The organism is bacterium (assembly GCA_035307765.1).
Classification (GTDB): Bacteria; Sysuimicrobiota; Sysuimicrobiia; order Sysuimicrobiales; family Segetimicrobiaceae; genus Segetimicrobium.
In genome coordinates this window covers 1-25,848 of sequence record DATGHU010000009.1, presented here as the reverse complement: position 1 = coordinate 25,848, position 25,848 = coordinate 1, and the positions used below count along the sequence as shown (strand labels likewise).

Genomic DNA, 25,848 nt, shown 5'->3' with positions numbered 1-25,848 from the left:
GCAGGCGCTGGAGTGGAATGTCTTTGTGCCGCACGAGCGGATTCAGTCGACCGTGTCCAATGGTATGGTCACGCTGACGGGAACCGTGGACCGATGGACCCAGTGCGACGAAGCGCATCGTGCGGTCTCGAAGTTGTCCGGCGTAGTGGGCGTGATTAACAACATCGGCGTATTGCCACTCGAGCATCCTGGTCCTGAAAAGGTCCGCGAAACCATCGAGCACGCCCTGGCGCGTCGGGCGGAGCATGAGGCTAAACGCATCGTCGTGAAGGTACAAGGCAGAGAGGTCACGCTGTCGGGACGAGTTCACTCGTGGCAAGAGAAGCAAGCGGTCGTCGAATCCGCCGCCCATGCCCCTGGGGTGAGCGCCGTCCGGGATCAGCTCATCATAGAACGAGAAATCTAAGTCCGACAGGCGGGGCGCAGGGAGCTTCGGTTGGGTCAATCGGGCGGCAAGTGTGGAGTGATCTCCCCCTCTTGTCGCCCGACTGGTACAGTTTACGAGGAGGACGCTGTGTTTACCAGCCCAAAGCGGAATCCGGTAGTGGTGGTTCTCGCGGAGCTGGCATGCGGGCGGGGAAAGGTCAGGACCCCACGACGGGGATGCCGCGGTGCAAGAACTTCTTCTTGGTCCACATCCGGCCGGGCGAGGAAATCGTGTACCCGAAGCGGCGGTGACAGCTCAACTGCGCGGTGACCCACCAGTTCAAGCTTCACGGAGAGGCGATGCCTTCCACACGATACGGGATGCTGAGGTCTCCGCCGAGGAGATGGTATCATGATCGATGTCGAGGAGCTCGAAGATCTGATGGGCGTTGCCCGTCAGGACGTCTTCTCCATCTCGCTTGACGTGGATCCGACCAAACCCGAGCATCAGATTTCGAATCCCGCGTATCGCATCTGGCTGCGCCAGGCCATGCGTCAGACCCTTGCCGGCATTGTTGGACCCGATCGCGGCGGGGCGCTCCGGACGGGGCGCAAAGTGCTGGCATATATCGGCACGGCTCCCGCGCGCGGTCGGGGGTTAGCCATCTTCGCGGCGCCAAAGCTCTGGCGCGAATACTCCTTGCCATTTCCACTTCCAAACCGTGTGCAGTTTGGACGGCCCGACCTCACGCCTCTGCTCTGGGCAACGAGTGAGTACAAAGCGTACGCCATCGTCGCCGTCTACCTGGAGCATGCGCGGATCGCCGTGGCCTATCTGGGGCGGACGACGGTGGTCGAGGATGAGACGCTGGAGCTGGACACCCGGGACTGGCGTTTCAAATCCGGGCGGTCGGACACGTACACGCGGCGGATCGGTGCTGGCGTCGGCCGCGGGGCCCAAGCCGACACGTTTGACGCAAGGGTCGACGAGCACCGGCGGCAGTTCTGGCAGGGGGTTGCACAGGCTACGGCGCGAGCACTGGTTGACCGCCACATCGACCGTGTGATCATCGGAGGCCCCGAGGAGGCGGCCACCACCGTGCGTAAGCTTCTCCCGGACGCAGTCCGAGCGCAGGTGATCGAGACCGTGCCGCTGCCTTCTTATGCCACCCTCGCCGAGGTCCAGGAACGCACGCTTCCTGTAGCCCTCGCCGACCACCACCGACGAGAGTCTGGGTTGGTAGCGGACCTGTTGGCCCGGGTCGCGGCAAATGAGGGAGCGGTGGTCGGACGGGCGGCCACGTTTAGGTCCCTCATGCAGGGGGAAGTCAAAACCCTGGTTGTGGCCCGCGATCTCGAAGGCGACATCTGGCAATGCACGCAGTGCCAGTACCTGAGCACAACACCGATCGGGACCTGCCCCGGCTGCGGCGGGGCGGTCGACCGCGCGCCGCTCCGGCAGATGCTCCCGACCGTGGCCCGGCGGCATGGGACCGGGATCGAGGCTGTCGGACCGTCGACGTCTTCCCAACTCACCGATGGCATCGGTGCCCTCTTGCGCTATCGTTCCCCGCACGAGGTAGTGTAATGCCCCTGTTATGATCAGGCCATATGGATAAACCCTCCTCGGAAGACGACCACCGATTATTCGGAGGTCCCGAGGTGGGTCTGCAGTCCCGGCGAACAGTGGTTTCAGCGCTGGTGGTCGGACGTACGGGTATCATACAGAACCGGTCTTAGATCCTTCTAAGTTCGACGCGCATGGCAGCCCCTATGTCACCGGTTATCGGCGGATCGTGGCAGACATTATCTACAACAGCAACTATTATGGGTGCTCGTTCCACACGAATCGCGGGCCGGCAATCTGCGCGAACGGTAAGGTCGTCCTGCGTGCCCGGATTGAACAGCGGTTACTGCGGGCGATTCAGGAGGAGCTCTTTACCCCGGAGGCGGTAGACTACCTCACGCGCCGTGTTCAGGAAGAACTGAAACGGCTGAGCCGGCAGAAACATGACCAGCATGCCAGCCGCCACACGGTTGAACAAGAACTCAGCCAAGCGCTGCAGGAACGGGTTGCAATCAAGGACGCAATCCGGCGGGGGCTGATTAGCGCCATCACCAGGGAGATGCTCGTAGAGGTCGAGGCTCGGATACAACACCTTGAGCGCCGCCTCCAGGTACCTCCGCCCATAGACGCCCTGGTAGGCATGATCTTACCAGAGATGATCCAGGAACTCGATGAGGTCCTGGGACGCGATCTAAGCCGCTCCAGAGGCCTTCTACGGGATCTCCTCGGAGAGATCGTCCTCCGGCCGACTTCTGAGGGACTGGTCGCAGAACTCCGTGGAAACGTGGAAGGCCTCCTCCGTTTAGAGAAGGCCCTCCCCGGACTTACTGGTAATTCTGGTAGCGGGGGCTCGATTTTGGGAGTTACCAACAAAACAGATTCTCCTAGCGTAACATATCCCCTGGGGCTGGAAGTTTAGACTCCAGCGCACATAGAGAGCCCCATGGGGTACAATCATGGATCAACATCAATTCCGGATTGATATTAGTCCCGATAACCAGGACGTCGAATATCTCAAGGACCGCATCGATACTTTCAATGTCGACGAAACGAAGATATATGACTTCAAGGAGCTCGCGATCTTTCTGCGGGATTCCGCGGGGCAGATGATCGCTGGAATCTACGCGTACACCTGGGGGGGCTGTCTCGATATAAGATTCGTGTGGGTACGGGCGGACTTCCGAGGAACAGGGCTTGGATCGAAACTGATGCGCGCAGCCGAGCACGAAGCAATTGCCAGAGGTTGCAACATCGCCACGCTTGAGACACATAGTTTCCAGGGACCTAGCTTTTACAAGAAACTCGGTTATCAGGAAATCGGTGTACTCGACGGATACCCTATTTGCCACAAGAAGTACTATCTGAAAAAAATTCTGTCGACGCCTTGAGCAGCCCCAATGATCTTTGGTTGCTTGAGGCCGATTCTGAGAGTAACACGGAGGAGCGGGATCCGAGCGTCGCGCGAGGGTGGCGCGCGTGCTCGACATCGGCGGACCATTTGAGCAGGCGGCGATGCACCCTGGCGCGAATCCGAGGAGCGTGGTTGATCCTGCGGTTACGGATCGCCTGCGGCGTCGGTGCTCGGCTCCGCGGTCGGCACGCGATGTGGCTCCGGCCATCCCGCCGAGCCGGGGCAGGGCCCGGGGCGGATGCGCCGGTGGGATGCGCGTCGCGGCGAGGATAGCGCGGGCTGCGATCGAGGAGCTCGGGATCGGGGAATATCGCGGGCGAGGAGGTCGAGCGTGACGAAGCGTCAGTATCTCGAAACTGGATTGCGGCAGGACATGACTGCGGCGGGGGTGGATGCGGTGATCGGGGTTTCCCCCGAGAACGTGCAGCACTTGGCCGGGGTGTTCATCATCAGCCAGCGAATGATCAGCGATCGGCTCGCGTTCGCGGTATACCGGCGTGAGGGAACACCTTTCTTTGTCGTGAGCACGGTCGTCGAACACACGGCCCGCACGCAGTCGTGGATCGATGAGATCGTGCCGTACACCGAGCACGCGGTACTGCCGATCGACGGGTCAGTGCGCGCGTTGAAGGAGCGGGGACTCGATCGCGGGCGGATCTGGGTGGAGATGGGATATCTGCCCGGACGGGATGCCGATGCGCTGCGGCGCGCACTGCCCCACCTCGAGATCCTTGACGCCGAGACGGTGTTGGACCGGTCTCGGATGGTGAAGACGAACAACGAGATCCGGCACATGACGGAGATCGCCGCCGTCTGGGAGACAGCGGTCGAGGCCGGGTATCGCGCGACCAAGGCCGGCGAGACCGAGCGCTCGATTGCCCATCGCCTGGCGCAGAACCTGTTGGCCGGCGGTGCCGACTGGGTGCCTTTCTACAGCTTCGCTTCCGGGCCCGAGCGGACGATGATCGCTCACTCCGTGCCGGACGACAGCCGAGTGGGACCGGGTCAGATCATGCGACTGGATATGGTCGGGTGTTTCCGCGGGTACTACACTGACTTCGGGCGCATGGCGGTCGTCGGGGAGCCGTCCGCGGCGCAGCGCGACGCGTACCAGAAGCTCATCACGCTGCAGCGCGAGATGATCGCGCGGATGAAGCCGGGACGACGTGCATCCGACCTGTACCGCGAGTCCGTCGCGGTCGGCAAGGAGCTTGGTCTCGAGTTTTCGATGGATGCGATCGGTCACAGCCTCGGTCTTCGGCTGCACGAATACCCGATTCTCAATCCATACGAGGAAGAAACGCTCGCACCGAACATGCTGATGTGCGTCGAGATCTTGCACGCGTTCAAGGGACTCGGCCGCTTTCACGTAGAGGATCTCGTCCGGGTGAGCGAGGGCGGCGGGGAGCGACTGACGACGAAGATGGACACCAGCGGGTTGATGAGCGTCGGCTAATCGATCGGCCCCGCGCGGCGGCCGCGGATGCGGCAGGCTGAAGAGCGCGCGAGCCAGTCCCGAACGTAGCCGTAGCGAGCGATGTCTAGGGCACGGCGCTTGATGGCGCAGGTTTGGCGATGTGGAACGCATCGTCCCGCGGCCCGGCGCGGCGAAATGTCGTGACAGGAGGTCGGATCGGATGGTGGGACGCTATCGGCTCGGCGTGGATATCGGGGGTACGTTCACCGATGTGATGGTCGCGGACGAGGCTGGCACGGTTGCCGCGACCCTCAAGACGCCCTCGATCCCTGGCGCGCCGGAGGAGGCCATTTTCAACGCCCTGGAGGATCTGCGGCACGCGGACGTCCCCGCCGAGGAGATCGCGCTCTTCGTCCACGGCACCACGCTCGGCGTGAACACGCTGATCGAGCGGAACGGCGCCACGACGGGTCTGCTGGTGACGCGCGGCCTGCGCGACATCCTCGAGATCCGCCGGCTCCGACTCGAGAACACGACCGATTTCTACGGCGACAAGCCACTGCCGCTCGTGCCGCGCGACCTGGTCCAGGAGATTGACGAGCGGATGCTTGCCGACGGTCGTGTGCACCGCGCGCTCGACCTCGGGCAGGCGCGCGATGCCATCCGCCGGCTCCAGGCAGATGGTGTAACCGCGGTCGCGGTGTGCTTCATGCACGCGTACAAGAATCCCGAGCACGAGCATCAGGTCCGGGATCTGATCCACGCCGAGTTCCCCACGCTTTTCGCGTGCGCGAGCGCGGACCTGTGGCCGCAACAGCGTGAGTATGAGCGCTGCCTGGTGGCGGTGATGAACGCGTACATCGGGGCCCGCATGGCCGGGTACTTCCGGAACCTCGAGCGGGGCTCGGCGCGGCGCGGGCTGCGAGCCCAGGTGCTCTCAACCAAGTCGAACGGCGGGGTGATGACCGCCGCGCGCGCGGCGGAGGAGCCGGTGCAGACACTCCTGTCAGGCCCGGCGTCCGGTGTCATCGGGGCGGCTCACGTAGCGCGCCTCGCCGGCGTGGGCGGGATCGTGACACTCGACATGGGCGGAACGAGCGCAGATGTGGCGATCGTCGTCGACGGCCAGCCCGCGTACTCCACGGAGAACCAGGTCGGAGACTTTCCGGTGATCATGCCGGCGGTCGACGTGTCGTCGATCGGTGCGGGCGGCGGTTCGATCGCATGGTTGGACGCGGCAGGCGTCCTCAAGGTGGGGCCGCGCAGCGCGGGTGCCGACCCCGGACCGGCGTGTTACGGGCGGGGCGGCCGGTGGCCGACGGTCACCGACGCGTACGTGCATCTCGGGATCATCGCCCCGGACCGGTTTCTCGGCGGGCAGATGCCGTTGACAGCGTCGCTCGCCGAGCAGGCCCTTACGGAACTCGGCCGGGGGATCTCCCTGTCGTCGCGCTCCGTCGCGCAGGCCATTCTCGACGTGACGACATCGAACATGTACGCCCAGTTCACGCCGCTCATGGCGCGGAAGGGCGTGGACCCGCGTGACTTCACGCTCCTCGCCTACGGCGGGGCTGGCCCGACGCACGCGTTCTTTCTCGCCCGGGAGGTCGGAATCGGGAAGGTGCTGATCCCGCCGTCGCCCGGCACGCTGTGCGCCCTCGGCTGCATCGTGGCCGATCTCCGGAACGACTTTGTCCACACGCTGTACCGCAGCGACCACCAACTCACCGACGGCGATCTCGAGGCCGCCTATGGCGCGCTCGAACGGCGGGGCCAGCAGTGGCTGACGGAAGAGAGCGCGCAGGGCATCCGACTCGCCTCGTCCTTCGTCCTGTACAGCGCCGACATGCGGTACGAGGGGCAGGCGTTTGAAATCGAGGTTTCCGTGCCGACTGCCGAACGCGGCGACCGGACCGCGATCGGGCGGCGGTTCCACCAACTGTATCACTCGATTTTCGGCGTGAGCGACTCCAAGGCGCCGATCACGTTTGTCAATCTGCGCGCGACTGTGGTTGGGGAGACGTCCAAGGTGGCGCGCCTGTTGGCGCGGGCGGGGCGCGGCGGCGAGCGCCCGGAGGAAACGCGGGCGGTGTTCGTCGACGGTGCGACCCATGACGCCGTGGTCCGGCAGCGCTCTGCCGTCGGCGCGGACCGGTGGGTCGCCGGGCCCGCCATCATCGAGCAGTACGATACGACGACGTTCGTCCCTCCCGGCTATCGCGTGCGCGCGGACGCCGGCGGGAACCTCGTCGGGGAGGTTGGGTGATGCCGACCGACCCGGTGTTCCTCGAGATCTTCAAAAACCGGATTCAGGCGATCTCCGAAGAGATGGCGAACGTCGTGCTGCGCACGGGCTTCACCGTTTTCGTCAAGGAGACAGCAGACTTCGGCGTGTGCCTCCTGTCGCCGTCCGGGGAGACGTTCGGGTCGCCGGTGTCCACGGGCGTGAGCCTGTCGCTCGGCCTCCCGGGCCAGGGTGTGATCTCCGCGATTCCCGAGTGGCACGAGGGCGACATCGTCATCGCGAACGATCCGTATGCGACCGCCGGCCTCTCAACGCACCTCGCCGATGTGTACCTGGTGAAGCCGATTTTCGCCGACGGCCGGATCATCGCGTTCGGATGTAGCTTCGTCCATTCCTCCGACGTCGGCGGCAAGGTGCCGGGCAGCATCACGCCGACGAGCTACGACATCTTTCAGGAGGGCGTGCGGATCGCGCCCGTGAAGCTGTACGACCGCGGCCAGCTCAACCAGCAGATCCTCAACATCTTCCTCGACAACTGCCGGATTCCCGAGCAGAACTTGGGCGACCTCCAGGCGCTTATGGCGTCGCTCAACACCGGCGAACGCCGCCTTCACGAGCTCGTGGCCCGCTACGGCATCGAGCAGGTGGAGCAAGGGATCGAGGATCTGATGGGGTACGCGGAGCGCCTCGTGCGCGCGATGATTCGGGAGATCCCGGACGGTGAATACACATTTTGGGACTACCTGGATGCCCTTGACGGCGGATATCCGATCCGGCTGCGGTGCCGACTGGTCGTCCACGGTGACGAGTTGTTCATGGATTTCGAGGGCACCGATCCTCAGGTCCGCGCGGCGTTCAACCTGCCATCGTGCAACCAGCAGGGGCATTTCATGCTGGTGCCGTCCCTCGTGCGGTACTTCCGCACGCTGGACCCGTCGGTGCCGTGGAACACCGGGATGGTGAGGATGGTCACGAACCACGCGCCGCTCGGCAGCCTCCTCAACCCCGAGCCGCCCGCGGCCGTGGGTGTGCGGGCGGCCACGTTCATCCGGTTGATGGACGTTGTCATTGGGGTTCTGAGCCAAGCACAGCCGGAACGACTGCCTGCCGCCGGTGCGGGGCAGGCGTGTATCGTGCTGCTCGCGATGGCGGACGTCCGGACGGGCAAGCACTTGGTCGGCGTGGTCCAGCCAATTTGCGGCGGCTCCGGCGGGCGGCCGATGCGTGACGGGATCGACGGCATGGACTTCGCCGTCGGCTACCTTCGAAACGTCCCGGCCGAAACGCTGGAAACGGACATGCCGATTCTGATCGAGCGGTATGGCCTGCGGCCCGACTCCGGGGGCCCCGGTCGCTATCGAGGCGGCTGCGGGATCGAGCTCATGGTGCGCATCTTCGCTCCCGACACCGTCATGACTGCGCGGGGCATGGAACGCATGCAGTTCAGGCCCTGGGGCCGGTTGGGTGGTCTCCCCGGCAAGCCCGGTACTGCGGTTAAGAACGAGGGCACCGCCGACGAGACGCCGACTGGGCGCATCGACGAGCTGCTACTCCAGCCAGGCGACACGGTGACGTTCGCGTCACAGGGGGGCGGCGGTTACGGTGATCCCTTCGCTCGGGATCCGGCGCTCGTGGAGTCGGATGTGCGCCGGGGTCTCGTCTCCACGGCATCAGCGCGAGCGGACTACGGGGTCGCGCTTCGGGACGGGCAGGTCGACGCGGCGGCCACCAGCGCGCTCCGATCGCTCCGGGCGACGCGCCAGACCGAGTACGCCTTTGGTCCGGAGCGGGAAGCCTTCGAGGCCGTGTGGTCCGATGCGATGCAGCTGGCGTTGAACCGCAGCTTGATGGCGTATCCGCTCTCGCTGCGTAACTACCTCAAAAACCGGACAATGCGTGAGGTCGACGCGCGGGCCGCCCGGGGGCACTGCCCCGCGCCCGAGGGGATCGCCGAGATCGTGCGCGCGCTCCACGCGCGCATGGGTGGCGTGGAGCGCGCCGAAGGTCCGGCACCCGCCCGCTCATGACGGAGGGGTCCTCAGTCGACCGCGTGCTGCTCGAGATACTCCACAACCGCTTCCAGGCGGTCACCGAGGAAATGGCCTCGACCGTGCTGCGGACCGGGTTCACGGTGTTCGTCAAGGAGACCGGGGATTTCAGCGCGACGCTGGTGACACGCGAGGGCGAGGTGTTCGCGGCGCCGCTGACCATTGGGACCACGAACAACCCCGGCAAACCGCACCGCGGCGTCATCGAGGCGTTTCCGGACTGGGCCCCGGGCGACGTCGTCCTGACGAACGATCCGTACACGACCGGTGGGCTCGTGACGCACCTCGCCGATCTGTACCTCATTGTGCCGATCTTCGCCGATGGCCGCCTGCTGTGCTTCGCGAGCTGCTTCGTCCACAGCTCCGACGTCGGAGGGAAGGTCCCCGGGAGCATCTCGCCGACCTGCTACGACATCTTTCAAGAGGGCTTCCGCCTGCGCCCGGTCAAGCTCTACGAACGCGGCGCCCTCAACGCGGCGATCCTGCGCCTCGTGCTCGACAACTGCCGGATCCCGACTCAGAACTGGGGCGATCTCAAGGCGCTGCTGGCGTGTGTCGTAACCGCGGAACGCCGCATGCAGCAACTGGTTGACCGGTACGGCTTCGACCGCGTCGAGGCCGGCATCGTGGGCGTGCTGGACTGGGCCGAGCGGCGCGCCCGGCAGTTTATCGAAGAGATTCCGGACGGCGTGTACGAGTTTTGGGACTACCTTGAGGGCGACGCGTGGGGCGGTGCGCCGATGCGCCTGCGCTGCCGCATGGAGGTCCGCGGCAGCGAGCTCTTCCTCGACTTCACCGGCACGGACCACCAGGTCCGCGGCGCGTTCAACCTGCCGTCGCTCGACCAGAAGGCCCACGCGATGTTCGTCCCGACGATCTGCCGATACTTCCGTACGCGCGATCGCGGCATCCCGTACAACAGCGGCCTGGTGCGGCCCGTGCATACGCACGCGCCTCGCGGGAGCATGCTGAACCCGCAGCCGCCCGCAGCGGTCGGCGTCCGGGCCGCCACGATGATCCGGATCATGGACGTCATGCTGGGGTTGCTCGGGCAGGCGTTGCCGTCCGAGATCCCGGCAGCCGGGGCCGGGCAGGCCTGCGTCGTGCTGCTCGCGATGTACGATCCGCGTACCGGCGGCCAGCGGGTGGGGGTAATTCAGCCGATCGTCGGCGGGTCGGGCGGGCGTCCGATGCGCGACGGGATCGACGGCATGGACTTCTGTGTGGGATTCCTTCGAAACGTCCCGGCCGAGACGCTGGAAACCGACATGCCCATCCTGATCGAACGCTACGGCCTGCGGCCGGACTCCGGCGGGCCGGGCCGATATCGCGGCGGGATGGGCATCGAGCTGGCGCTGCGCGTCCTGTCGCCGGACACGGTGCTCACGGCGCGTGGGATGGAGCGGATCCAGTTTCGTCCCTGGGGGCGGCTCGGCGGGGCGCCTGGCGTGCTCGGCCACGCGACGGTCACGAGTGAGGGCAGCGAGTCGCGCGACACCGGCAAGATCGACGAGCTGCTGTTGCAGCCTGGCGAGACCGTCGCGTTCTATTCGCAGGGCGGGGGGGGGTACGGCGATCCGTTTGAGCGAGACCCCGACGCGGTGGCACGCGACGTCCGCCGCGGCCTCGTGACGCTCGAGGCGGCGGTGCGCGACTACGGCGTCGTGTTGAGCGGGGTTGCGGTGGACACGGAGGGAACCTCTGCGCGGCGGCGTGGGCCCCGGTCCCCGGCGTTGGCGTTTTCGTTCGGCCCCGAACGCAACCGCTGGGAGGCGGTGTGGTCCGACAAGGCGCAGCTGGCCCTCCATGCCGCGCTTGACGCACAGCCTCCCGGCTTTCGATCGTACATGCGCGAAGCGCTGATTCGGATGCTGGGCTCGAACAGCGGCCGCGAGCGACCGGTGCGCGCCGCCGAGGTTGCGGACGCAGTCCGCGAGCTGCGCGAGCGGATCGTGTCGCTCATCTGAAACCCGCACCCGAGGCGTTCAGGGATCTTCGACGTGCCAAAGACGAACGCCACGATGTCTCCGTTTACGACGGTGCGGGTGCCGGTTGCCGGGTATGTGACGATCCAGCCGTCGATCGGGCTCGCGACCGTCTCCGCGGCCGTGCCGAACATACCGTACAACACCGCCACCGGATCGCCCTCGCGCACCTTCGCCCCGACCGCATGCAGCGGCCGGACGAACCCGCCCGTGTCGCACACGAGATAGTGCCGGTTCGTCAGCCGCCCAGGGATCACACGAACATCCGTCTGCGGCTCCGGGGCACCGTCCAGCATGCCGAGGACCTTCATCACATTAAGCACGCCCGCGCGTGCCGACGGTTCCTCCCACACGTAGCCCCCCGAGAGCTCGACCGTGAGGGCAGGCTTGCCGGCGTTGATCGCAGCGTCCTGCAGAGTGCCGGCGACACCCAGCTGGCCGACGGGGCCCACCGAGAAGCTCGTCAGGCTCCCGGCTTGCGGGGCTTCTGGCCCATCTCGTACGCGACCGCACTCGGCCGGGAGGCGGAATGCCGCCGCCCCCGCGGCCGCGCGCGGATCGAAGCCAGCATCTCGCGCACCAGCTTGGCGTGGTTCAACGGATGCCACACGTGGCCGTCGAGCGGGCGACCGTATGTGAACGAGCCAGCGTAGTAAGGCGCCTCTGTGTTCTCGAGGCACTCCTCAAGCGCATAGACCCCGAGATTGAGGAAGTAATCGTCCATATCGGCGCAGAACACGTGGATCTTCCCGACGAGATCCGGTCCGATCTCCGGCCAGTGTTCCTCGATGTAGCTGCGCAGGTCGTATCCGTTGTCGCGCCAATACTCGGCGACAACGTGGTCAATCTCGCCAGTCCGCTGGTCCCACAGGGGGCGGGGATACCCATCGTCGCCCACCGGCCCGAATGTGGCGTACCACACGTCGAGTTGCTCGCCCGATCGGCAATGCGTGCCCGACGCCGCCTCGAGCTGGCTCATTTGTCGGAGCGTGAGCTCGGGCTGGCCATCGGGGGAGCGGTAGAACACCCGCTCAGGAATAAGCCATTCCCGGTTGGGCGCCTGGTAGGCGTTCGGATCATCGTAGATGTTGACGAGGCCGTATCGCCGGAAGTCAACGGAATCGGGCGCGAACGCCCACGCGCCGCCGAAGAAGTCCGGGTGATAGACCTGCAGGCCGAGCGAGACCCAGCCACCGGTCGAGCCGCCGGTGAGAAGGCGAAGCCGGGGCTCCCGCGCGATTCGGAACGTCTCCTCAAGCGTGGGGATCAGCTCGGCCATGATCGCATCGCCGTACGGGCCGACGTTCGCCGAGTTCACGCAGTACGAGCTGTCGAAGTACGGGGTCGGGTGGAGCATCGTGACGATGACGGCCCGGGGAAAGTCATCCGACGTCCAAGCCTTGTAAAACTCATGTCCGTTCTCGAGGCCTCGGAGCTCGCGCATGTACCGCTGCTCCTCCGCCTCTTCAACCGGAGTTGGCGAGAACCCGAACGGTGCGCCGAGGTTAAAGTGCTCGTTGTTATAGATGACCGGATACCGCTCGTTGGGATGCTCGTCGTAGCCTTTCGGCAGCAGCACGACTGCTCCGAGACGGATTGGCTGGCCCCAGAACTCGCTGAGCAGACGGCTCTCGAACCTGATCCGGCGGACATATTCCGTATCGGGAGGAACTGTAACTGCCGGAAGCCGCGTCGAGAGCTTGAGCTCGACGTCGTACCCGGAATCGGGATCGAGGTGCACGCGTTCGACCGAGCTCACGACGTTGCCTGGCGACGAGTTCCAGTGCTGGCCCTCCCACTGATCTAGGTGCGCCCAGATGGTATGGCCGTCCGATCGCACAAACCGCGTGTACACGTTGAGGACGGCCTGCACGTAGTAATCCCCGGCAGGAATGTCGCGAATGCTGAGCGGCGGGTAGCCCGGCGCCGATTCATCGATGACGAATACCTGGTCAGGCTCGACCCGGTCGATGTCGACACCGAAGAACGGCGCGCTTGCCACCCAGGGACTGAAGTAGGGAACGCTCTTCTGGTACGTACCGAAAAAAGGCACGCGGTTCTTCCACGTGCCTGCCTGCCGACGCGGTTCGATACCCTGCTCCGCGCCGCCAAGTGCGCCTGGTCCAGGGGCGACGACGTATGGTCGGTCCACGCTCTTCGTGACGACCACGAACGCGCGACCCGTGATCGGGGTCGATGAGATCGAGGACGGGAACGAGAGCGAAAAGCGGGTCGTCGACCGCTTGGTCACGTTCGTCTCCTGGATTTGCGTCGTGCCGCCGGGCGAGTCCCTAGCGGATGACTACGTCGCGGATCACGCGAATGAGCGACAGGGCCGCCGAACTTGCGAGCTTCCCCTCACACCGTCCCACCAGCCGCCTCGGTCGCTCTGTTCGGCTGATGACGAGGCGTCTCCTCCGCGAAATGGCAGGCGACCGGCCACCCGCAAGTCGCGGCCCGCAGGACCGGCTCGACCTGGTCGCAGATCTCCGGGTTGCCAAGGCGGGTCCGGAGCCAGCACCGGGTATGGAAGCTGCAGCCGGCGGGCGGACGATCGATACTCGGGATTTCGCCGGATAAGACGATCCGGCGGCGTCGGCTGGCGCGGCGGTTGAGGGCGGCGGAAAGGAGCGCGACCGTGTACGGGTGCGCGGGGTTGGCATACACCTCCTCCACGCTGCCCATTTCGACGATCCGTCCGAGGTACATGACCGCGACCCGGTCCGCGATGTGCCGGACGACGGCCAGATCGTGCGCGATGAACAAATAGGCGACGCCGAGCTCACCCTGCAAACGGGTCAGGAGGTTAATCACCTGTGCCTGGATCGAGACGTCGAGCGAGCTCACTGGCTCATCGCAAACGATCAAATCCGGGCGGACAGCGATCGCCCGGGCGACCCCGATCCGCTGGCGCTGCCCACCGCTGAACTCGCGCGGGTATCGGCTCGCGAAAGCCGGGTCGAGGCCGACGAGTGATAAAAGCTCGCGAACTCTCGTGGGCCGCTCGCGGGGCGAGGCGAGCCCGTGGATGGCCAAGGGCTCAGCGAGAATGTCCCCCACGGCCTGACGCGGGTCCAGGCTGCCAAAGGGATCCTGAAAGATCATCTGGAACTCACGACGCCTTCGGCGAAGATCCGATCCCACCAACTCATTCAGGACCTCCCCCTTGAAGCGGATCGTTCCAGATGTCACCGGCTGGATGCGGACGACCGCCCGTCCTATCGTTGTCTTGCCGGCGCCCGACTCGCCCACGAGTGCCATCGTGCTGCCGTGCCCGACCGTGAACGACACGTCGTCGACCGCCTTCGCCCACCCGACCCGACGGCGGAGGACGCCACGCCGCACGGGGAACCACACGCGGAGGCGCTCCACCTCGAGAAGCGGCGGCGCGGTACCTGCTGGCATCGAAGTTACCACCAATCGCTCGTCGCTCACGTCGTCTCCACCGTTTCCGCCGGTTTCACCCAACACGCAACCGTGTGCCGATGCGCCACGGGCTCGACGGGCGGATCGATCTCCGCGCACTCTTGGATCGCCCAGGCGCACCTGTCGCGGAACGGGCAACCGGTGATATCGACCGACAGATCGGGGGGCGCGCCCTCGATTGCCGCGAGATCCCGACGACGCGGACCGTCAAGGGGCGGTATAGAGCGCAACAACCCAATTGTGTACGGGTGTCGCGGAGCGCCGAGCACCTGTCTCGTCGGCCCCGTTTCCACGATCCGACCCGCGTACATGATCGCGATCCGGTCGGTCGTATCCGCGACGACTCCGAGGTCGTGGCTGATCAGGATGACCGCCATACCCAACTCGTGTCGGAGCCTGTTCAGTAAATCGAGGACCTGCGCTTGGATCGTCACGTCAAGCGCGGTGGTCGGCTCGTCGGCGACGATCAGATCCGGTCGGCACGACAGGGCCATCGCGATCATGACCCGCTGTCGCATGCCGCCGCTGAACTGGTGTGGGTAGTCGCCGAGGCGTCGTTTCGGGTTGGGGATCCCGACGAGCTCGAGCATCTCGATCGCTCGCCGACATGCTTCATCGGCTGACAGCTCGAGATGGAGACGAATCGCCTCAGTGAGCTGGCGGCCGATCGTCATGACCGGGTTGAGGCTCGAGAGCGGGTTCTGGAACACCATCGAGATCCGCCCGCCCCGCAATGCCCGGAGCTCTGTATCTTGCATTCCCACGATGTCACGACCGGCGAAGAGTATGCTCCCGCGAACCACGCGGCTTCTCCCAGCCGGGAGGAGTCCGAGCAATGCGAGCGAGCTGATTGTCTTGCCAGATCCTGACTCGCCAACCATGCCCATCGCCTCACCCTTGTCGAGCGAGTACGAGAGGCCGCGGACGGCATGGACAACACCATGACGCTGACGCAGGTCGACGGCGAGGTCACGCACGGTCAGCAGTGGGTCACCGCCTTGGAGGCTCACCATCGGCCCCGGTCCAAGGCACCGGCGCCTTGCGACTTTCGAGATCGCATGACGAACGGCCGCGTCAAGCCAGCGAGAATCACGACCTGCGTCATGCCGGTCCGCCCGATACATCGAGGGCATCGCGAAGCCCGTCGCCGAGGAGGTTGAATGAGAGGACGGCGAGAGTGATGGCGAGCCCGGGGAATATCGAGAGCCACGGCGCCTGGAGCAGGTAGGCGTTGCCCCCAGACAGGAGATTACCCCAACTCGGTTCGGGGAGCTGCACGCCGGCGCCGAGGAAGCTGAGGGCAGCCTCGGTAATGATCGCGCCGGGGATGGCGAGGGAGGCGAGCACGATGAGCGGGCCGACGATGTTCGGGAGGATGTGCCGTACGACGATCATGACCTCGCTTTGCCCGATGGTCCGGGTGGCCGTGATGTATTCGAGGTTCATCACACCGATTACGGAGCCTCGTGTGACCCGAGCGAACTGGGGAACCATGAGCAGGCCGACGATCCAGATGACGTTGATGAGGCTCGGGCCGAGCAACGCCGCGACGGCGATCGCGAGCACGATCTGGGGGAACGCGAGGATGATGTCCATAGTCCGCATCGACAACTCGTCGATCCAGCCACCCATGAAGCCTGCCGCCGTACCGATGAGGACGCCTCCGACGGTCCCGATCGCCGTTGCGGCCAGGGCGACCAGCATCGATACCCGAGCCCCGTAGATCGTGCGCGAAAGGATGTCTCGCCCGAACTGATCGGTGCCGAACACGTGGCGGAGCGTCGGACCGCTCAGGCGATGCGCAAGGTCAAACTGGCTCCACGGATATGGCTCGATGAGTGGCGCGAACAGGCCGACGCTCAGGAACAGCGCGATGCCGGCGGTTCCAACGAGGGCAAGGCGATTGCGGCGGAGGCGGCCGAGCCATCCGTCGTCGGCCCATTCGAGCACGGCGTTCTCGGAGACCGCCACAGAGAGCGTCTGGTCGACGTTTGTGGAATGGTCACTCATAGCGAACGCGAGGATCGAGCACTCCGTACAGAAGATCGACGGCGAGATTCGCGAGCACGACCAGCACTGCCACGAAGAGAACGGTCCCGAGGATCATCGGGTAGTCACGTGCCGCGACGGCGCCTACCATGAGCAGCCCGAGCCCCGGGAGCGAGAAGACCGTCTCGGTAAGGACCGCTCCGGAGAGGAGGACCCCGACCTGGAGCCCGACGACCGTCACGAGCGGGATGAGTGAGTTCCCGAGCGCATGGCGGTAGTTCACGGCGAACGTCGAGAGCCCCTTCGCTTGTGCCGTTCGGATGTAATCCTCGCCGAGCACCTCCAGCATCGCGGCGCGGGTAAATCGGACGACGACCCCCGCGAACGAGGCGCCGAGTGTGACCGATGGGAGGACGAGCGCGATTGGGCCGTACTCGCTCACCGATCCACCTGGCGGGAAGACCGGGATACCAATCGCAAAGGCGAGAATGAGCAGGAACCCGAGCCAGAACACCGGGATCGATACATCGATGATCGAAAACAGGCGACCACCATTGTCGATGATCCCGTCGCGCCGAGTCGCCGACACGACCCCGAGCGGCACGCCAATGACGAGCGACAAGAGGATGCTCGCGACGGTTAGCGCGAGTGTGGTGGGGAATCGCTGCGCGATGAGTTCGGTGACCGGCGCGTGAGCGTACAGTGAGGTCCCGAGATCCAGGCGCACGACGCGGTTGAGCCACAGAGCGTACTGGACGGGGAGCGGGGCGTTGAGGCCGAGACTGCTTCGCAACCGCGCGGCAGTCTCGGCCGTCGCATGTATCCCGAGCTGGACCGTGACCGGGTCGCCGGGCGCGAGATGGATGAGAAGGAAGACCAGGATCGACAACCCGAGCAGCACAGGAACCACAAGGAGGACCCGCCTCGCGGTATACCGCCACATCCGTCAGCGTCCCGGGTGCCTCACGCCGCTCGGGCTGCCCTCCTGCCTACTTCCCGTCGTTCACCCATACGTACTGGAGCGGGTACTCGAACGCCGTGAGTACATGGAAGTCCTGTACACGGTTCCGATATGCCATGACGTTGTTCTGCCATGGCAGACGCACAGTCAGGGCGTCCTTGTCGACCTGGGTAGAGATCTGCGAGAAGAGCGCCTTCGCCTTCGTCTTGTCGGTCTCTACCTTCGCCCGATCGATGAGGTTCTGCAGGGTCGAATCCTTGAGACCGCCTGGAAGATTGACACCGCCGAAGTTGATGTAGCTGCCCGTGTCGTAGGTTTGCCACACGATCGATGGGGTGTCGGCCCCGAACGTGTACCGCTCCAGCGCCGCCTGCCACGTGAGGTTGTGGGCGTCCTTCGTGTAGAACATCGGCGCGAGAAACGTCGCCTTGTCGAGGGGGGTCACCTTCACTTGGACGCCGATCTGCTGGAGCTGTTGCTGGATGAGCGTCGCCTCATCGATGAAGTCTTGATTGTTGATGATCCGCAACTCGAACGAGAGCGGGTGGTTGGCGTCGTACCCCGCCTGGGTGAGCAGCTCCTTGGCCTTGTTGGGATCGTACGTGGGGGCTGGGTACGAGGCATCGTGGCCCCAGTGGAACGGCGGCAGGAGATCCGTCATCGGATCAGCGTAGCCGTACATCGCGACTTGCCCGATCTGGTTCCGGTCGATCGCGAAGGAAAGAGCCTGGGTCACTTTGAGATTGTTGAAGGGTGCGACGCGATTATTCCAGATGATCTCAGTCATGCTGCCCGAACCGTGCTTTCCGACTGTGATGCCGGGTGCTTGCGAAAGACTCTGGAGCTCCTTGAACGGAACCTGAAAGAGGATGTCCGCGGCGCCCGCCTTGAGCTGGAGCACCTGAGCGGAAGGGTCAGGCGTCACCTTGAATCTGATCTGTTGAAGGTATGGACGCGGGCTGTCCCAGTAGTTCGGATTCCGCTGGAGCGTGAGGTGATCGCCCTTGACCCACTCCGTCACTGTGAACGGACCCGTCCCGACGACGGTCGTGTCGCAGCTCTGCCCGCACTGTGCGAGCCAGCCCTGCGGGATGATCCCCATGTCGGAGTTCAGCGACATGTACTCGAGGAAGTAGGGGTCGGGGCTCGAGAGGTCGATTTCGAACGTGTGGTCGTCGATGACCTTCGTGTCCTTGATCGGTCCCTCCGCGCCGTTAAAGTCGGAATCCTTGCCGAACGCGACTTGGTCGTACGTGTACTTCGCATCGGCCGCCGTAAACGGCGCTCCGTTACTGAACTTCACCCCCCGGCGAAGATGGAAGATGAACGTCGTCGAGTTCGGCGTATTCCAGCTCGTCGCGAGACAGGGCACGATGCCCCCGTCCCGACCGCTGCACACGAGCCGGTCGCGAATGAGCTCGGACACGTAGTTATCGGCGATACCGCCATCCTTCAGCGGGTTGATCGTACCCGGGTCGCCGACGATGGCGATGTTGATCGAGCCTCCCGACCGTGGGGAGCCCGCAGCGCTGGACGATGCGGGGTCGCCGGCCGCGACAACGAAGGCGAGAACGGCCGCCAATCCGGCCAGTTGCCAGGGACGAAGCTGGGAACTTGTGGACATCGGACGCCTCCTCCTGTTCACCAAATCTGCCAATTAGACCCTGTGCCGAAAGAGTGATCGCCAGGCGGCACGCGCCGCACCGCACCGACCGGTCGAAGGCATGCTCAATCGATGCTCCAGCCGCCATCGACAACCAGCGTGGAACCAGTCACAAAGCTGCCTCCGGGGCCAGCCAGATAGACGGCGGCTGGGGCGATCTCCTCGGGCTGCGCGAGCCGTTTGAGCGGCGTGCCGTCGATCCTTCGCTGGCGGTCCGCAGGATCGCGCAGCGACTTCTCGGTCATCGGCGTGATGACCACCCCCGGACAGATTGAGTTCACGTTAATGTTCCGGGGGGCACAGTCAAGCGCCATTGCGCGCGTGAGCATCACGACGGCGCCCTTCGACGCGCAGTAGGCGGCGCGGCCTGGAGAGGCCACCAGCCCGGCGACCGATGCGACGTTAATGATGCGACCGCCCCCACGCGCCGCCATATGGGGGATGACGGCTCGCGAGCATAGGAAGACGCTCTTGACGTTGACCGACATCACACGGTCCCACTCCTCCTCTGCGAGTTCCTCGACCGAGCCGAGGACGCCGATCCCGGCGTTGTTCACCAGTACGTCGATCCGGCCGAACGTCTTCACCACCTCCTCAACCGCCTGATGGACCCCCCCGCTCACGGTCACATCGATCTCGTAGGCACGTGCCCGCTGTCCTGAGCGCTCGATCTCCGACGCGACGGCGGCACCGTTCCGAGTGTTACGATCGAAGATCGCAATGGCGCAACGGTCGGCTGCGAGCGCAAGCGCGATGGCTCGACCGATTCCCGATCCCCCGCCAGTCACGATCGCGACTCTGCTGTCCTCTTGTGTCATGACCTTTCCTGCGAGCATCCCGCTCGGCTTGTTCAATCGACCGGCGGATGAATTGGCGCCACGAACACGACGACGTCGCCGCTGGCTGCGGCATGGTTGCCGTGGCGCGGATACGCGAGGACGTACCCGTCGGTCGGGCTCGCGATTTCTTCCACCGTATCCCCCCCGGATCCCGGATCAGCGAGACGATCTGACCTTCCGTCACCCAGCCCCGACCGGTGCCTGCGGGTGCACGAAGCCGCCACGGTCAGGGGTGACCCGCAGCGGCGGATTCGAGGAGCGGCTGGTCGGATTGCTCGCCGACATGGCGCTCGCTCAGGGCAAGCCGACGCTGACCGTCGAGCATGCAGCCGATCCTCGATGTCGTGGTATGTACTCGTGCGGAGGGCTAAGGGATTCTGAATCGGGATGGCGATGAGCCGTCCGGCAAGGGCCGACGCGTCCACTCGCTCGCGCATGATCTGGCGGATGACCTCCGCGCCAGATGGTTCGCCGCCGTAAAAGAGCACCCCCCATGTAGACGGTCGGACCTTGACTCGCACCGTTCATGACAAGCACCGACAACGCGAGTTCCGTCCCATCCTGCTGGTACCCAACTACCGTTCGACCGCGGGCCGATTGGCCGGGCGGACATGAAATATGGGCGACGCGAAGGTCGTCGGTCATTTCACACGACTCTATTTGAAATGGGCGCAGCGTTGCCCGCCGCCTGCGACAGCGCAGGAGGCTTCACGAGGGCGCCCTTGTGGAGCACGGGCGGGACTCGATCGATCGCCATCTGGTTCTCCACTTGGAAGAGGTCAAAGCGTTGGATCGGCTCGAGCACCGTGTTTGTGATTGCACACTCAATGTACAATAAACCGGAGAGCTGGGTCAAGGGTCAAGATCCACGGAGGGCTTGCTCACGTCGTGCATCCACAGCGGATTCTTCGGTACGGGTGAGGTCGGCGGAGCCCAAGCCGAAGCCGTGAGTGTGCCCCAAGGCGGAAGGAACACTCGTCGCCCTGCCGCGGGGTGTAGAGGACGCGTTGCCGCCGTCGCCGCTCACGCTTTCGGACGTGATGGGGACGGGCCATCACGCCACCTTCGCGGATCATCCTCCTGGGCCGCCATCCCGGCCGAATCGCACTCGCAAAGCGTTCGACCGCCCCGGAGATCCTCAGGAGGAAACGCTGCGCGCGTCGCGGCCGGCATTCTACAATAACGTATCGGTCGGCGGCGACCGCAGGCATCGATGGTACGACAGGGGTTTGCGTGGCATGGGTCTCGTCGGCTGCTTGACAGTGTTTTTGGCACGGATGTATGCTCTGCCTCGGCTGATAGTTTCTGACGAGTAGCTCGGGGGGGCCGCAAGGGGAAGAAGACGCTGAGGCATTCTTACGAGCGAGCGATCCGTTCCCTAGCGCTCCTTCGCGAGTATCCTGTTAGATGCCCTCTAGCTGCACGGCTTCCCGGTGCTCTGGTGGAGGATGGTGCGTGAGCAACGTCCTAAAGCTAGCACTAGTTGGGTGTGGCTACATTGCACAAGCTGAACACGTGCCGGCGCTGCTTGGGCTTCAGCCCGAGATTTCCGTGATCGCCGCCATAGACACAGTCCCGGAACGAGCAACTGCTGTTGCTGCTGCCTTTCACGCACCGGTCTTTTCTTCCCTGAAGGCAGCCCTCGACGCAGTTCACTTCGATGCGGTCATCCTTTGCACTCCTGCCCCATCACATGTGCACTTGATTGCCGAAGCTGCAGCAACGGGAAAGGCGATCCTCGTTGAGAAACCGATTGCCTACAATTTGCATGAGGCAAGGCAGGCAATTGCTACCGTGGATGACAAGGGCGTCAAGTGCATGGTTGCATACCATCGCCGCTACGATAACGATTGTTTGCACGTCAAGAAACTGATCGATGATGGAGCGATAGGTCGTGTTCGTGCCGTTGTTAGTTCGTGTCGACTCGCTTTTCCGCCCCATTACCGCACTTATAGTGAGACAGGAAGCCCCCGTGCTGAGCGGGGGCCACACGATCTTCCGTCCGATTGGTTGACGGAGAATAGCATTCATCACATCAACTTGTTGCGCTTTTGGCTGGGTGATATCGTGCGGGTTCATAGTGCTGTATATCGAGACGTCGACCACAACCTGGGGACGGTCATCCTGGAACTTACCGATGGGGTTCTGGCAACTCACCATCAATTGCGCGGAATGGAGTGTGGGGAGGAAATTACAGTATACGGAACTCAGGGTAATCTGCGAGTTGAACTCTGGTATCCCCACCGGCCCTATCGATACCCGCGCACGACGCTATTTACGCTGCAGCCTCCTGGTTGGCAGGAACTAGCGATACCTCGTGACAGCCCCTACACCAATGAAATTGCGCAGTTTGCGAGGTATGTTCGTGGCGAGGCTCCAATGTGGTCCGGTCTTGCCGACTCCTATCGCGATTTGGAAGTGCTGCAGGACATTCTTACAAGCGCAGTATACATCGTGCCCAGACTGGAAGGCGAAGATCGTCATGAAGTCCCGGCCTTTTGAACGTACATATCGCTGATGGAACAGGCCTGGAGGGAGCCTTCTTGGGGCCCGGCCAGAAGCGCATAACATGAGGCATCGCTGGAACTCACTGACATCCGAAAGGTGTATGGTAAGACACTGGGAGTCGGGCCCATTCCTTTGCTGTCGATCAGGGTGAATTTGTTTCTTTGTTGGGGCTTAGCTGTAGGTTGACCGGTCATCCGTGACACACCGACTGGAGTTTTTCCCGGAGCCGTTCGTAGGGCGTTTGCCCCTGGAGGCCGCCATGGGGTCGTTCGTAGTTGTAGAATCGCTCCCACTCTTGGAGGTCAATGACCCCGCATAACGCGAGTCCTTCGGCGAGCCCCTTCTAGCATTAAGCAGAGACGACGCTCATCAGTGCTCAGCTCCGTTAACTGTCAACAATCGACTATAGACGAGAACATTGGCAGCTGACCAGACAGATTCCTGCCTTGGCAATGTGACAACCTTGCCAAGGTACATCACGACCACGCGGGCGCTCAAGTCCGCACTTAGCCAGGCCCGGCGGAGACTTGAACATATCAAGGAGGCCATTGCCCAGGGCATAATTCCCCCACGACCAAGGCCCTGCTGCAATTTCCAGAAACCGACGGGGCTACGGCCACGGGGTTTTTCGGAAATGCAAAAATCCCCCTCCCGACACCACTCGAATCGCAAGAAAGGTCCAGAATCCCTGCAAATTGCCACGAAGTTCTGCCACTATGCGGCCTCCGTGCCGGCACAGGATGACTTCCCGGATCAACGTGGCCGAGATGCACCTGGCGCGGGCGTTGTCTCGGTTTAGGACCTGCTTCAGTTCGCGTAGCATAGCGTTCGACCGTTACAGGGAGAGCTGCCACCGCTGGCTTGGCTGGAGCCTGAAGCGCAGCCTCCAATTCCGCCACCCGTTCCTCGGTCTCTCTATGAAGGTCGTTGAACCAGGTTATCCTGGGGGCCGCCGGCCGAATATCAGGTACCTATGTATCGGGGTACGGGTGCATAGGTTCGCCATGAACCACGGCAGTCGCAACAATATTCTGTCCCGCCTCGCCAGCGAAGACCGCGGTCGTATTGCCTAATAAGTGCAGAGAAAATTGGTTAACCATCTGACATTGCTACGCTTTTTAACAGCGGAATCCCGCGAGAACCGGATTCGCCCGCCGGGAGGTTCCCGGGGGTCACGACGCGGGCTGCTCTTCCATGGGGACGGGCGGCGTCCACCGCAACTGCGGGACGCGGATTAGCAGGCCGCAGGTAGCGGCGACGAAGGCCAGGCCGCAGATCGCGAGCGTAACCTCCGAACCGATCCAGTCCGCCATCGCGCTAAGCAGCAGGTTGAAGATGCCCATCACCCCACCGGTGAAGAAATACACAAACGCGGCGACCCTGCCGCGCATCGCGTCGACGGACATGGTCTGTGATCGGTTATCGATCAGGATCATGAACAACGCCTGCGTGGCCCCGGCCGCGGTCGCCATCGCCACGGCGACCGCCAAGGTGCGACTAAGCCCGAGCGCGACCAGCGTGATCCCGCTCAGGAGCGCGGTCGCCACGAGGTAACGACGCTCGTTGACCCGCTGCGCCCGCCAGGCGAGGAAGAGCGGGCCGACCACGGCGCCCAGGCCGACCGCCGTCATCAAGGTACCGAACGTGGCGTCGTTGCCGTGGAGCACCATGGTCGCGAGGCTCGGCAATACCCCCATGAACGCCATCGTCAGCGCGCAATGGGCGCCGACGAACAGGGTGAGGATGCCCAGCATGCGCTCGCGCGACACGTAGGCAACGGCCGTCCGGATCTCGTCCACGACGCTCTCACGGGTCTCGGGCCGCGCCGGTACCGGCACCTCCACGCGGGCGATGAGGACCGCGGTGAGCGCGTACATGATCGTGCAGACGCCAAGGGCAGCCACTGGTCCGTACCGGACCAGCACGCCGGTCGTCAGCACCGGACCCGCAAACTGAGCCCCCTGCACCGGGATCCGCATCAGCGAGAAGGCGTTGAGCCGCTGCGCGGGGCGGACGATCACGGGCACCAGGGACACGCGCGCGGGCTGCTCGAGCGCCATGCCGACACCGCAAGAAGCGGCCAGTAGCAGTACAAGTTTCATGTCGAATCCTCGCGCGGCCCCGGCGACCGCGGCAACGATGGTGGCGCCGGCGCCGATGGCCGCGCCCAACCAGATGAGCCGTCGCCGGTCGACCCGATCGGCAAGCACGCCTGCGACCGGCCCCACGACGAGCGCTGGGGAGAACGCGAGGAACGACACGAGTCCGGGGCCGACCGGGGACCGCGTCAACTGAAAGGCCAGCCAACTGGCGACGAGCATGACGGCATACCGACCGGAGTTGCTGGCGAGCGTGGCGTTCCACAGCCACAGGTAAGGCGCGTCGGCCATCGCTCCGAACACGGAGGGGGAGTTGCGCACGTCAGTGCTCCCCGCCGGTTCCGTTGCCCGAGACCGCGGCAACGGTGGTCACGGTCGGTGTGCCGGCCGGCCGCGTCAGTTGATGCCACCGGAGCACGGCAGCTGCCGAACATGCGCCGATGGCGCCTGCAATTGCTAGTTCGGTCGGGGCGCTGCACAGTTCCGGCGCACCGACCGGAGGCAATCCGCCCGTGACGAGCACGTACATGGACATGACGCGGCCGCGTATGTGCTCGGGACCGGCGATCTGCAGCATTGTGTTGACCGTGAACGTGATCATGCTCACCCCGGCAACCGCGAACACCGCGACCGCAAGGCCAAACTGACGGGCGCCAGCGAGGAGCAGGTCCATAGTGCCGAGGAGCGCCGCGCCACTGTACATCATCGTCGGGTGCGATCAAGTGGCCCATCGACGCAATGAACAGCGCGCCATCCACCATAGGGTACCGTGCTTGGCGGCAAAGTACCTGCTGGCGCCGGCAGCACACGGTTCCCTGCGGCTCGGCCATGGCGCTGCCGTAAGAACTAACGCCCCTGTTCGGCAGGGACCATACGGGTGGCATGGAAAACCTTCGCCCCAAAGCAACACAAGAACCACCGAATACTAATTTAAATTTAGGTGGAGCATGATGGGTGACCCGACTGAGCCAGGAGTAAAACCCTCAAGTTCGATGGACCGTGATTACCAAAAAGACGGCGGAACAGATCGAAACGAGGACGTGCATGCTAGACCTTTGCTGAACTTCGCCGGCGGCATCATCAGGCACACCGAGAGCTTGAGAACATTAAGAGAGCCATCAGACATGGGATTGAGGCTCCTACAACTCTGGCGATGTTGAGGGAAACCGAAAAGGAAATGAGTTAGGATCAAAAGGTGTGTAAATTCAAGCGGCGTACCCTTTCCAAGGGATCACACACCGGAACCTCCCTGGCCGGGGAGGGGAAAGGAGTACGCCGATGCCAGGGTACCATACACCCGATCTTTCCCACAAGGTGGAGGCTC

At 64.2% G+C, this 25,848-nt stretch carries 20 protein-coding genes and 2 pseudogenes; 11 read left to right on the top strand and 11 right to left on the bottom strand.

The annotated features are described in order from the left end of the window. The 9 genes from VKV57_03405 to VKV57_03365 all read left to right on the top strand — a co-directional run. On the top strand, window positions 1-406 hold a 406-nt coding region (locus VKV57_03405; protein HLW58952.1), incomplete at its 5' end, for a BON domain-containing protein. Window positions 407-778: 372 nt separating this feature from the next. Beyond that, a complete protein-coding gene (locus VKV57_03400; GenBank protein ID HLW58951.1) occupies window positions 779-1,954 on the top strand; it encodes a VLRF1 family aeRF1-type release factor in 1,176 nt (391 codons plus the stop codon). A 208-nt stretch (window positions 1,955-2,162) separates the two neighbouring features. Further along, the gene (locus tag VKV57_03395) at window positions 2,163-2,852 is read left to right on the top strand and encodes a hypothetical protein (GenBank protein HLW58950.1); all 690 of its coding nucleotides are present in this window, start codon (window positions 2,163-2,165) and stop codon (window positions 2,850-2,852) included. A 37-nt stretch (window positions 2,853-2,889) separates the two neighbouring features. Continuing rightward, the gene (locus tag VKV57_03390) at window positions 2,890-3,321 is read left to right on the top strand and encodes a GNAT family N-acetyltransferase (protein ID HLW58949.1); all 432 of its coding nucleotides are present in this window, start codon (window positions 2,890-2,892) and stop codon (window positions 3,319-3,321) included. A 354-nt stretch (window positions 3,322-3,675) separates the two neighbouring features. Then, complete coding sequence (locus VKV57_03385; protein HLW58948.1) at window positions 3,676-4,800, top strand: Xaa-Pro peptidase family protein; 1,125 nt, start codon at window positions 3,676-3,678, stop codon at window positions 4,798-4,800. Window positions 4,801-4,981: 181 nt separating this feature from the next. Next, window positions 4,982-7,027 (top strand): hydantoinase/oxoprolinase family protein, encoded by a 2,046-nt coding sequence (locus VKV57_03380; GenBank protein HLW58947.1) that lies wholly within the window; start codon window positions 4,982-4,984, stop codon window positions 7,025-7,027. Further along, window positions 7,027-9,033: a hydantoinase B/oxoprolinase family protein gene (locus VKV57_03375; GenBank protein ID HLW58946.1), complete on the top strand. Its 2,007-nt coding sequence runs from the start codon at window positions 7,027-7,029 to the stop codon at window positions 9,031-9,033. The genes VKV57_03380 and VKV57_03375 overlap by 1 nt, the downstream gene beginning before the upstream one ends. A 23-nt stretch (window positions 9,034-9,056) precedes the next feature. After that, the gene (locus VKV57_03370) at window positions 9,057-11,021 is read left to right on the top strand and encodes a hydantoinase B/oxoprolinase family protein (GenBank protein HLW58945.1); all 1,965 of its coding nucleotides are present in this window, start codon (window positions 9,057-9,059) and stop codon (window positions 11,019-11,021) included. A gap of 33 nt (window positions 11,022-11,054) precedes the next feature. Next, window positions 11,055-11,267, top strand: a complete 213-nt coding sequence (locus VKV57_03365; GenBank protein ID HLW58944.1) for a hypothetical protein — start codon at window positions 11,055-11,057, stop codon at window positions 11,265-11,267. Window positions 11,268-11,502: 235 nt separating this feature from the next. Here the strand turns inward: VKV57_03365 and VKV57_03360 are convergent, their stop codons facing one another. The 8 genes from VKV57_03360 to VKV57_03325 all read right to left on the bottom strand — a co-directional run bounded on the left by VKV57_03360 (window position 11,503) and on the right by VKV57_03325 (window position 20,051). Further along, window positions 11,503-13,290, bottom strand: a complete 1,788-nt coding sequence (locus VKV57_03360; protein HLW58943.1) for an alpha/beta hydrolase-fold protein — start codon at window positions 13,288-13,290, stop codon at window positions 11,503-11,505. 107 nt (window positions 13,291-13,397) lie between these two features. Further along, window positions 13,398-14,444 (bottom strand): oligopeptide/dipeptide ABC transporter ATP-binding protein, encoded by a 1,047-nt coding sequence (locus VKV57_03355; protein ID HLW58942.1) that lies wholly within the window; start codon window positions 14,442-14,444, stop codon window positions 13,398-13,400. A gap of 26 nt (window positions 14,445-14,470) precedes the next feature. Next, window positions 14,471-15,478: an ABC transporter ATP-binding protein gene (locus tag VKV57_03350; GenBank protein ID HLW58941.1), complete on the bottom strand. Its 1,008-nt coding sequence runs from the start codon at window positions 15,476-15,478 to the stop codon at window positions 14,471-14,473. 88 nt (window positions 15,479-15,566) lie between these two features. Next, window positions 15,567-16,475, bottom strand: coding sequence for an ABC transporter permease (locus tag VKV57_03345; protein HLW58940.1), 909 nt, complete (start codon window positions 16,473-16,475; stop codon window positions 15,567-15,569). After that, a complete protein-coding gene (locus VKV57_03340; GenBank protein HLW58939.1) occupies window positions 16,468-17,397 on the bottom strand; it encodes an ABC transporter permease in 930 nt (309 codons plus the stop codon). The genes VKV57_03345 and VKV57_03340 overlap by 8 nt, the downstream gene beginning before the upstream one ends. Window positions 17,398-17,443: 46 nt before the next feature. Then, on the bottom strand, window positions 17,444-19,039 hold the full coding sequence (locus VKV57_03335; GenBank protein ID HLW58938.1) for an ABC transporter substrate-binding protein: 1,596 nt from the start codon (window positions 19,037-19,039) through the stop codon (window positions 17,444-17,446). A gap of 104 nt (window positions 19,040-19,143) precedes the next feature. Continuing rightward, window positions 19,144-19,896: an SDR family oxidoreductase gene (locus VKV57_03330; GenBank protein HLW58937.1), complete on the bottom strand. Its 753-nt coding sequence runs from the start codon at window positions 19,894-19,896 to the stop codon at window positions 19,144-19,146. Window positions 19,897-19,928: 32 nt separating this feature from the next. Beyond that, entirely contained in the window at window positions 19,929-20,051 is a 123-nt protein-coding gene (locus tag VKV57_03325) for a hypothetical protein (protein HLW58936.1), read from the bottom strand. A 737-nt stretch (window positions 20,052-20,788) separates the two neighbouring features. Between VKV57_03325 and VKV57_03320 the strand changes: the two are divergent. Continuing rightward, window positions 20,789-20,978: pseudogene (locus VKV57_03320) on the top strand (IMP dehydrogenase). A gap of 394 nt (window positions 20,979-21,372) precedes the next feature. Next, a complete protein-coding gene (locus tag VKV57_03315; protein ID HLW58935.1) occupies window positions 21,373-22,419 on the top strand; it encodes a Gfo/Idh/MocA family oxidoreductase in 1,047 nt (348 codons plus the stop codon). A 196-nt stretch (window positions 22,420-22,615) separates the two neighbouring features. Here the strand turns inward: VKV57_03315 and VKV57_03310 are convergent. The 3 genes and pseudogenes from VKV57_03310 to VKV57_03300 all read right to left on the bottom strand — a co-directional run bounded on the left by VKV57_03310 (window position 22,616) and on the right by VKV57_03300 (window position 25,230). After that, a pseudogene (locus VKV57_03310) lies at window positions 22,616-22,756 on the bottom strand (integrase core domain-containing protein). A gap of 841 nt (window positions 22,757-23,597) precedes the next feature. Continuing rightward, a complete protein-coding gene (locus tag VKV57_03305) occupies window positions 23,598-24,845 on the bottom strand; it encodes an MFS transporter (GenBank protein HLW58934.1) in 1,248 nt (415 codons plus the stop codon). Between the two features lies 1 nt (window position 24,846). After that, window positions 24,847-25,230: a hypothetical protein gene (locus VKV57_03300; GenBank protein HLW58933.1), complete on the bottom strand. Its 384-nt coding sequence runs from the start codon at window positions 25,228-25,230 to the stop codon at window positions 24,847-24,849. Between the last annotated feature and the right edge of the window lie 618 nt (window positions 25,231-25,848).

What these genes read in the sequence shown, in the direction of transcription:
- VKV57_03400 (HLW58951.1), top strand. Translation starts at nt 779, where the DNA reads ATGATCGATGTCGAGGAGCTCGAAGATCTGATGGGCGTTGCCCGTCAG.
- VKV57_03390 (HLW58949.1), top strand. Translation starts at nt 2,890, where the DNA reads ATGGATCAACATCAATTCCGGATTGATATTAGTCCCGATAACCAGGAC.
- VKV57_03380 (HLW58947.1), top strand. Translation starts at nt 4,982, where the DNA reads ATGGTGGGACGCTATCGGCTCGGCGTGGATATCGGGGGTACGTTCACC.
- VKV57_03375 (HLW58946.1), top strand. Translation starts at nt 7,027, where the DNA reads ATGCCGACCGACCCGGTGTTCCTCGAGATCTTCAAAAACCGGATTCAG.
- VKV57_03355 (HLW58942.1), bottom strand. Translation starts at nt 14,444, where the DNA reads ATGCCAGCAGGTACCGCGCCGCCGCTTCTCGAGGTGGAGCGCCTCCGC.
- VKV57_03350 (HLW58941.1), bottom strand. Translation starts at nt 15,478, where the DNA reads ATGGTGAGCCTCCAAGGCGGTGACCCACTGCTGACCGTGCGTGACCTC.
- VKV57_03345 (HLW58940.1), bottom strand. Translation starts at nt 16,475, where the DNA reads ATGAGTGACCATTCCACAAACGTCGACCAGACGCTCTCTGTGGCGGTC.
- VKV57_03340 (HLW58939.1), bottom strand. Translation starts at nt 17,397, where the DNA reads ATGTGGCGGTATACCGCGAGGCGGGTCCTCCTTGTGGTTCCTGTGCTG.
- VKV57_03335 (HLW58938.1), bottom strand. Translation starts at nt 19,039, where the DNA reads ATGTCCACAAGTTCCCAGCTTCGTCCCTGGCAACTGGCCGGATTGGCG.
- VKV57_03330 (HLW58937.1), bottom strand. Translation starts at nt 19,896, where the DNA reads ATGACACAAGAGGACAGCAGAGTCGCGATCGTGACTGGCGGGGGATCG.
- VKV57_03300 (HLW58933.1), bottom strand. Translation starts at nt 25,230, where the DNA reads ATGATGTACAGTGGCGCGGCGCTCCTCGGCACTATGGACCTGCTCCTC.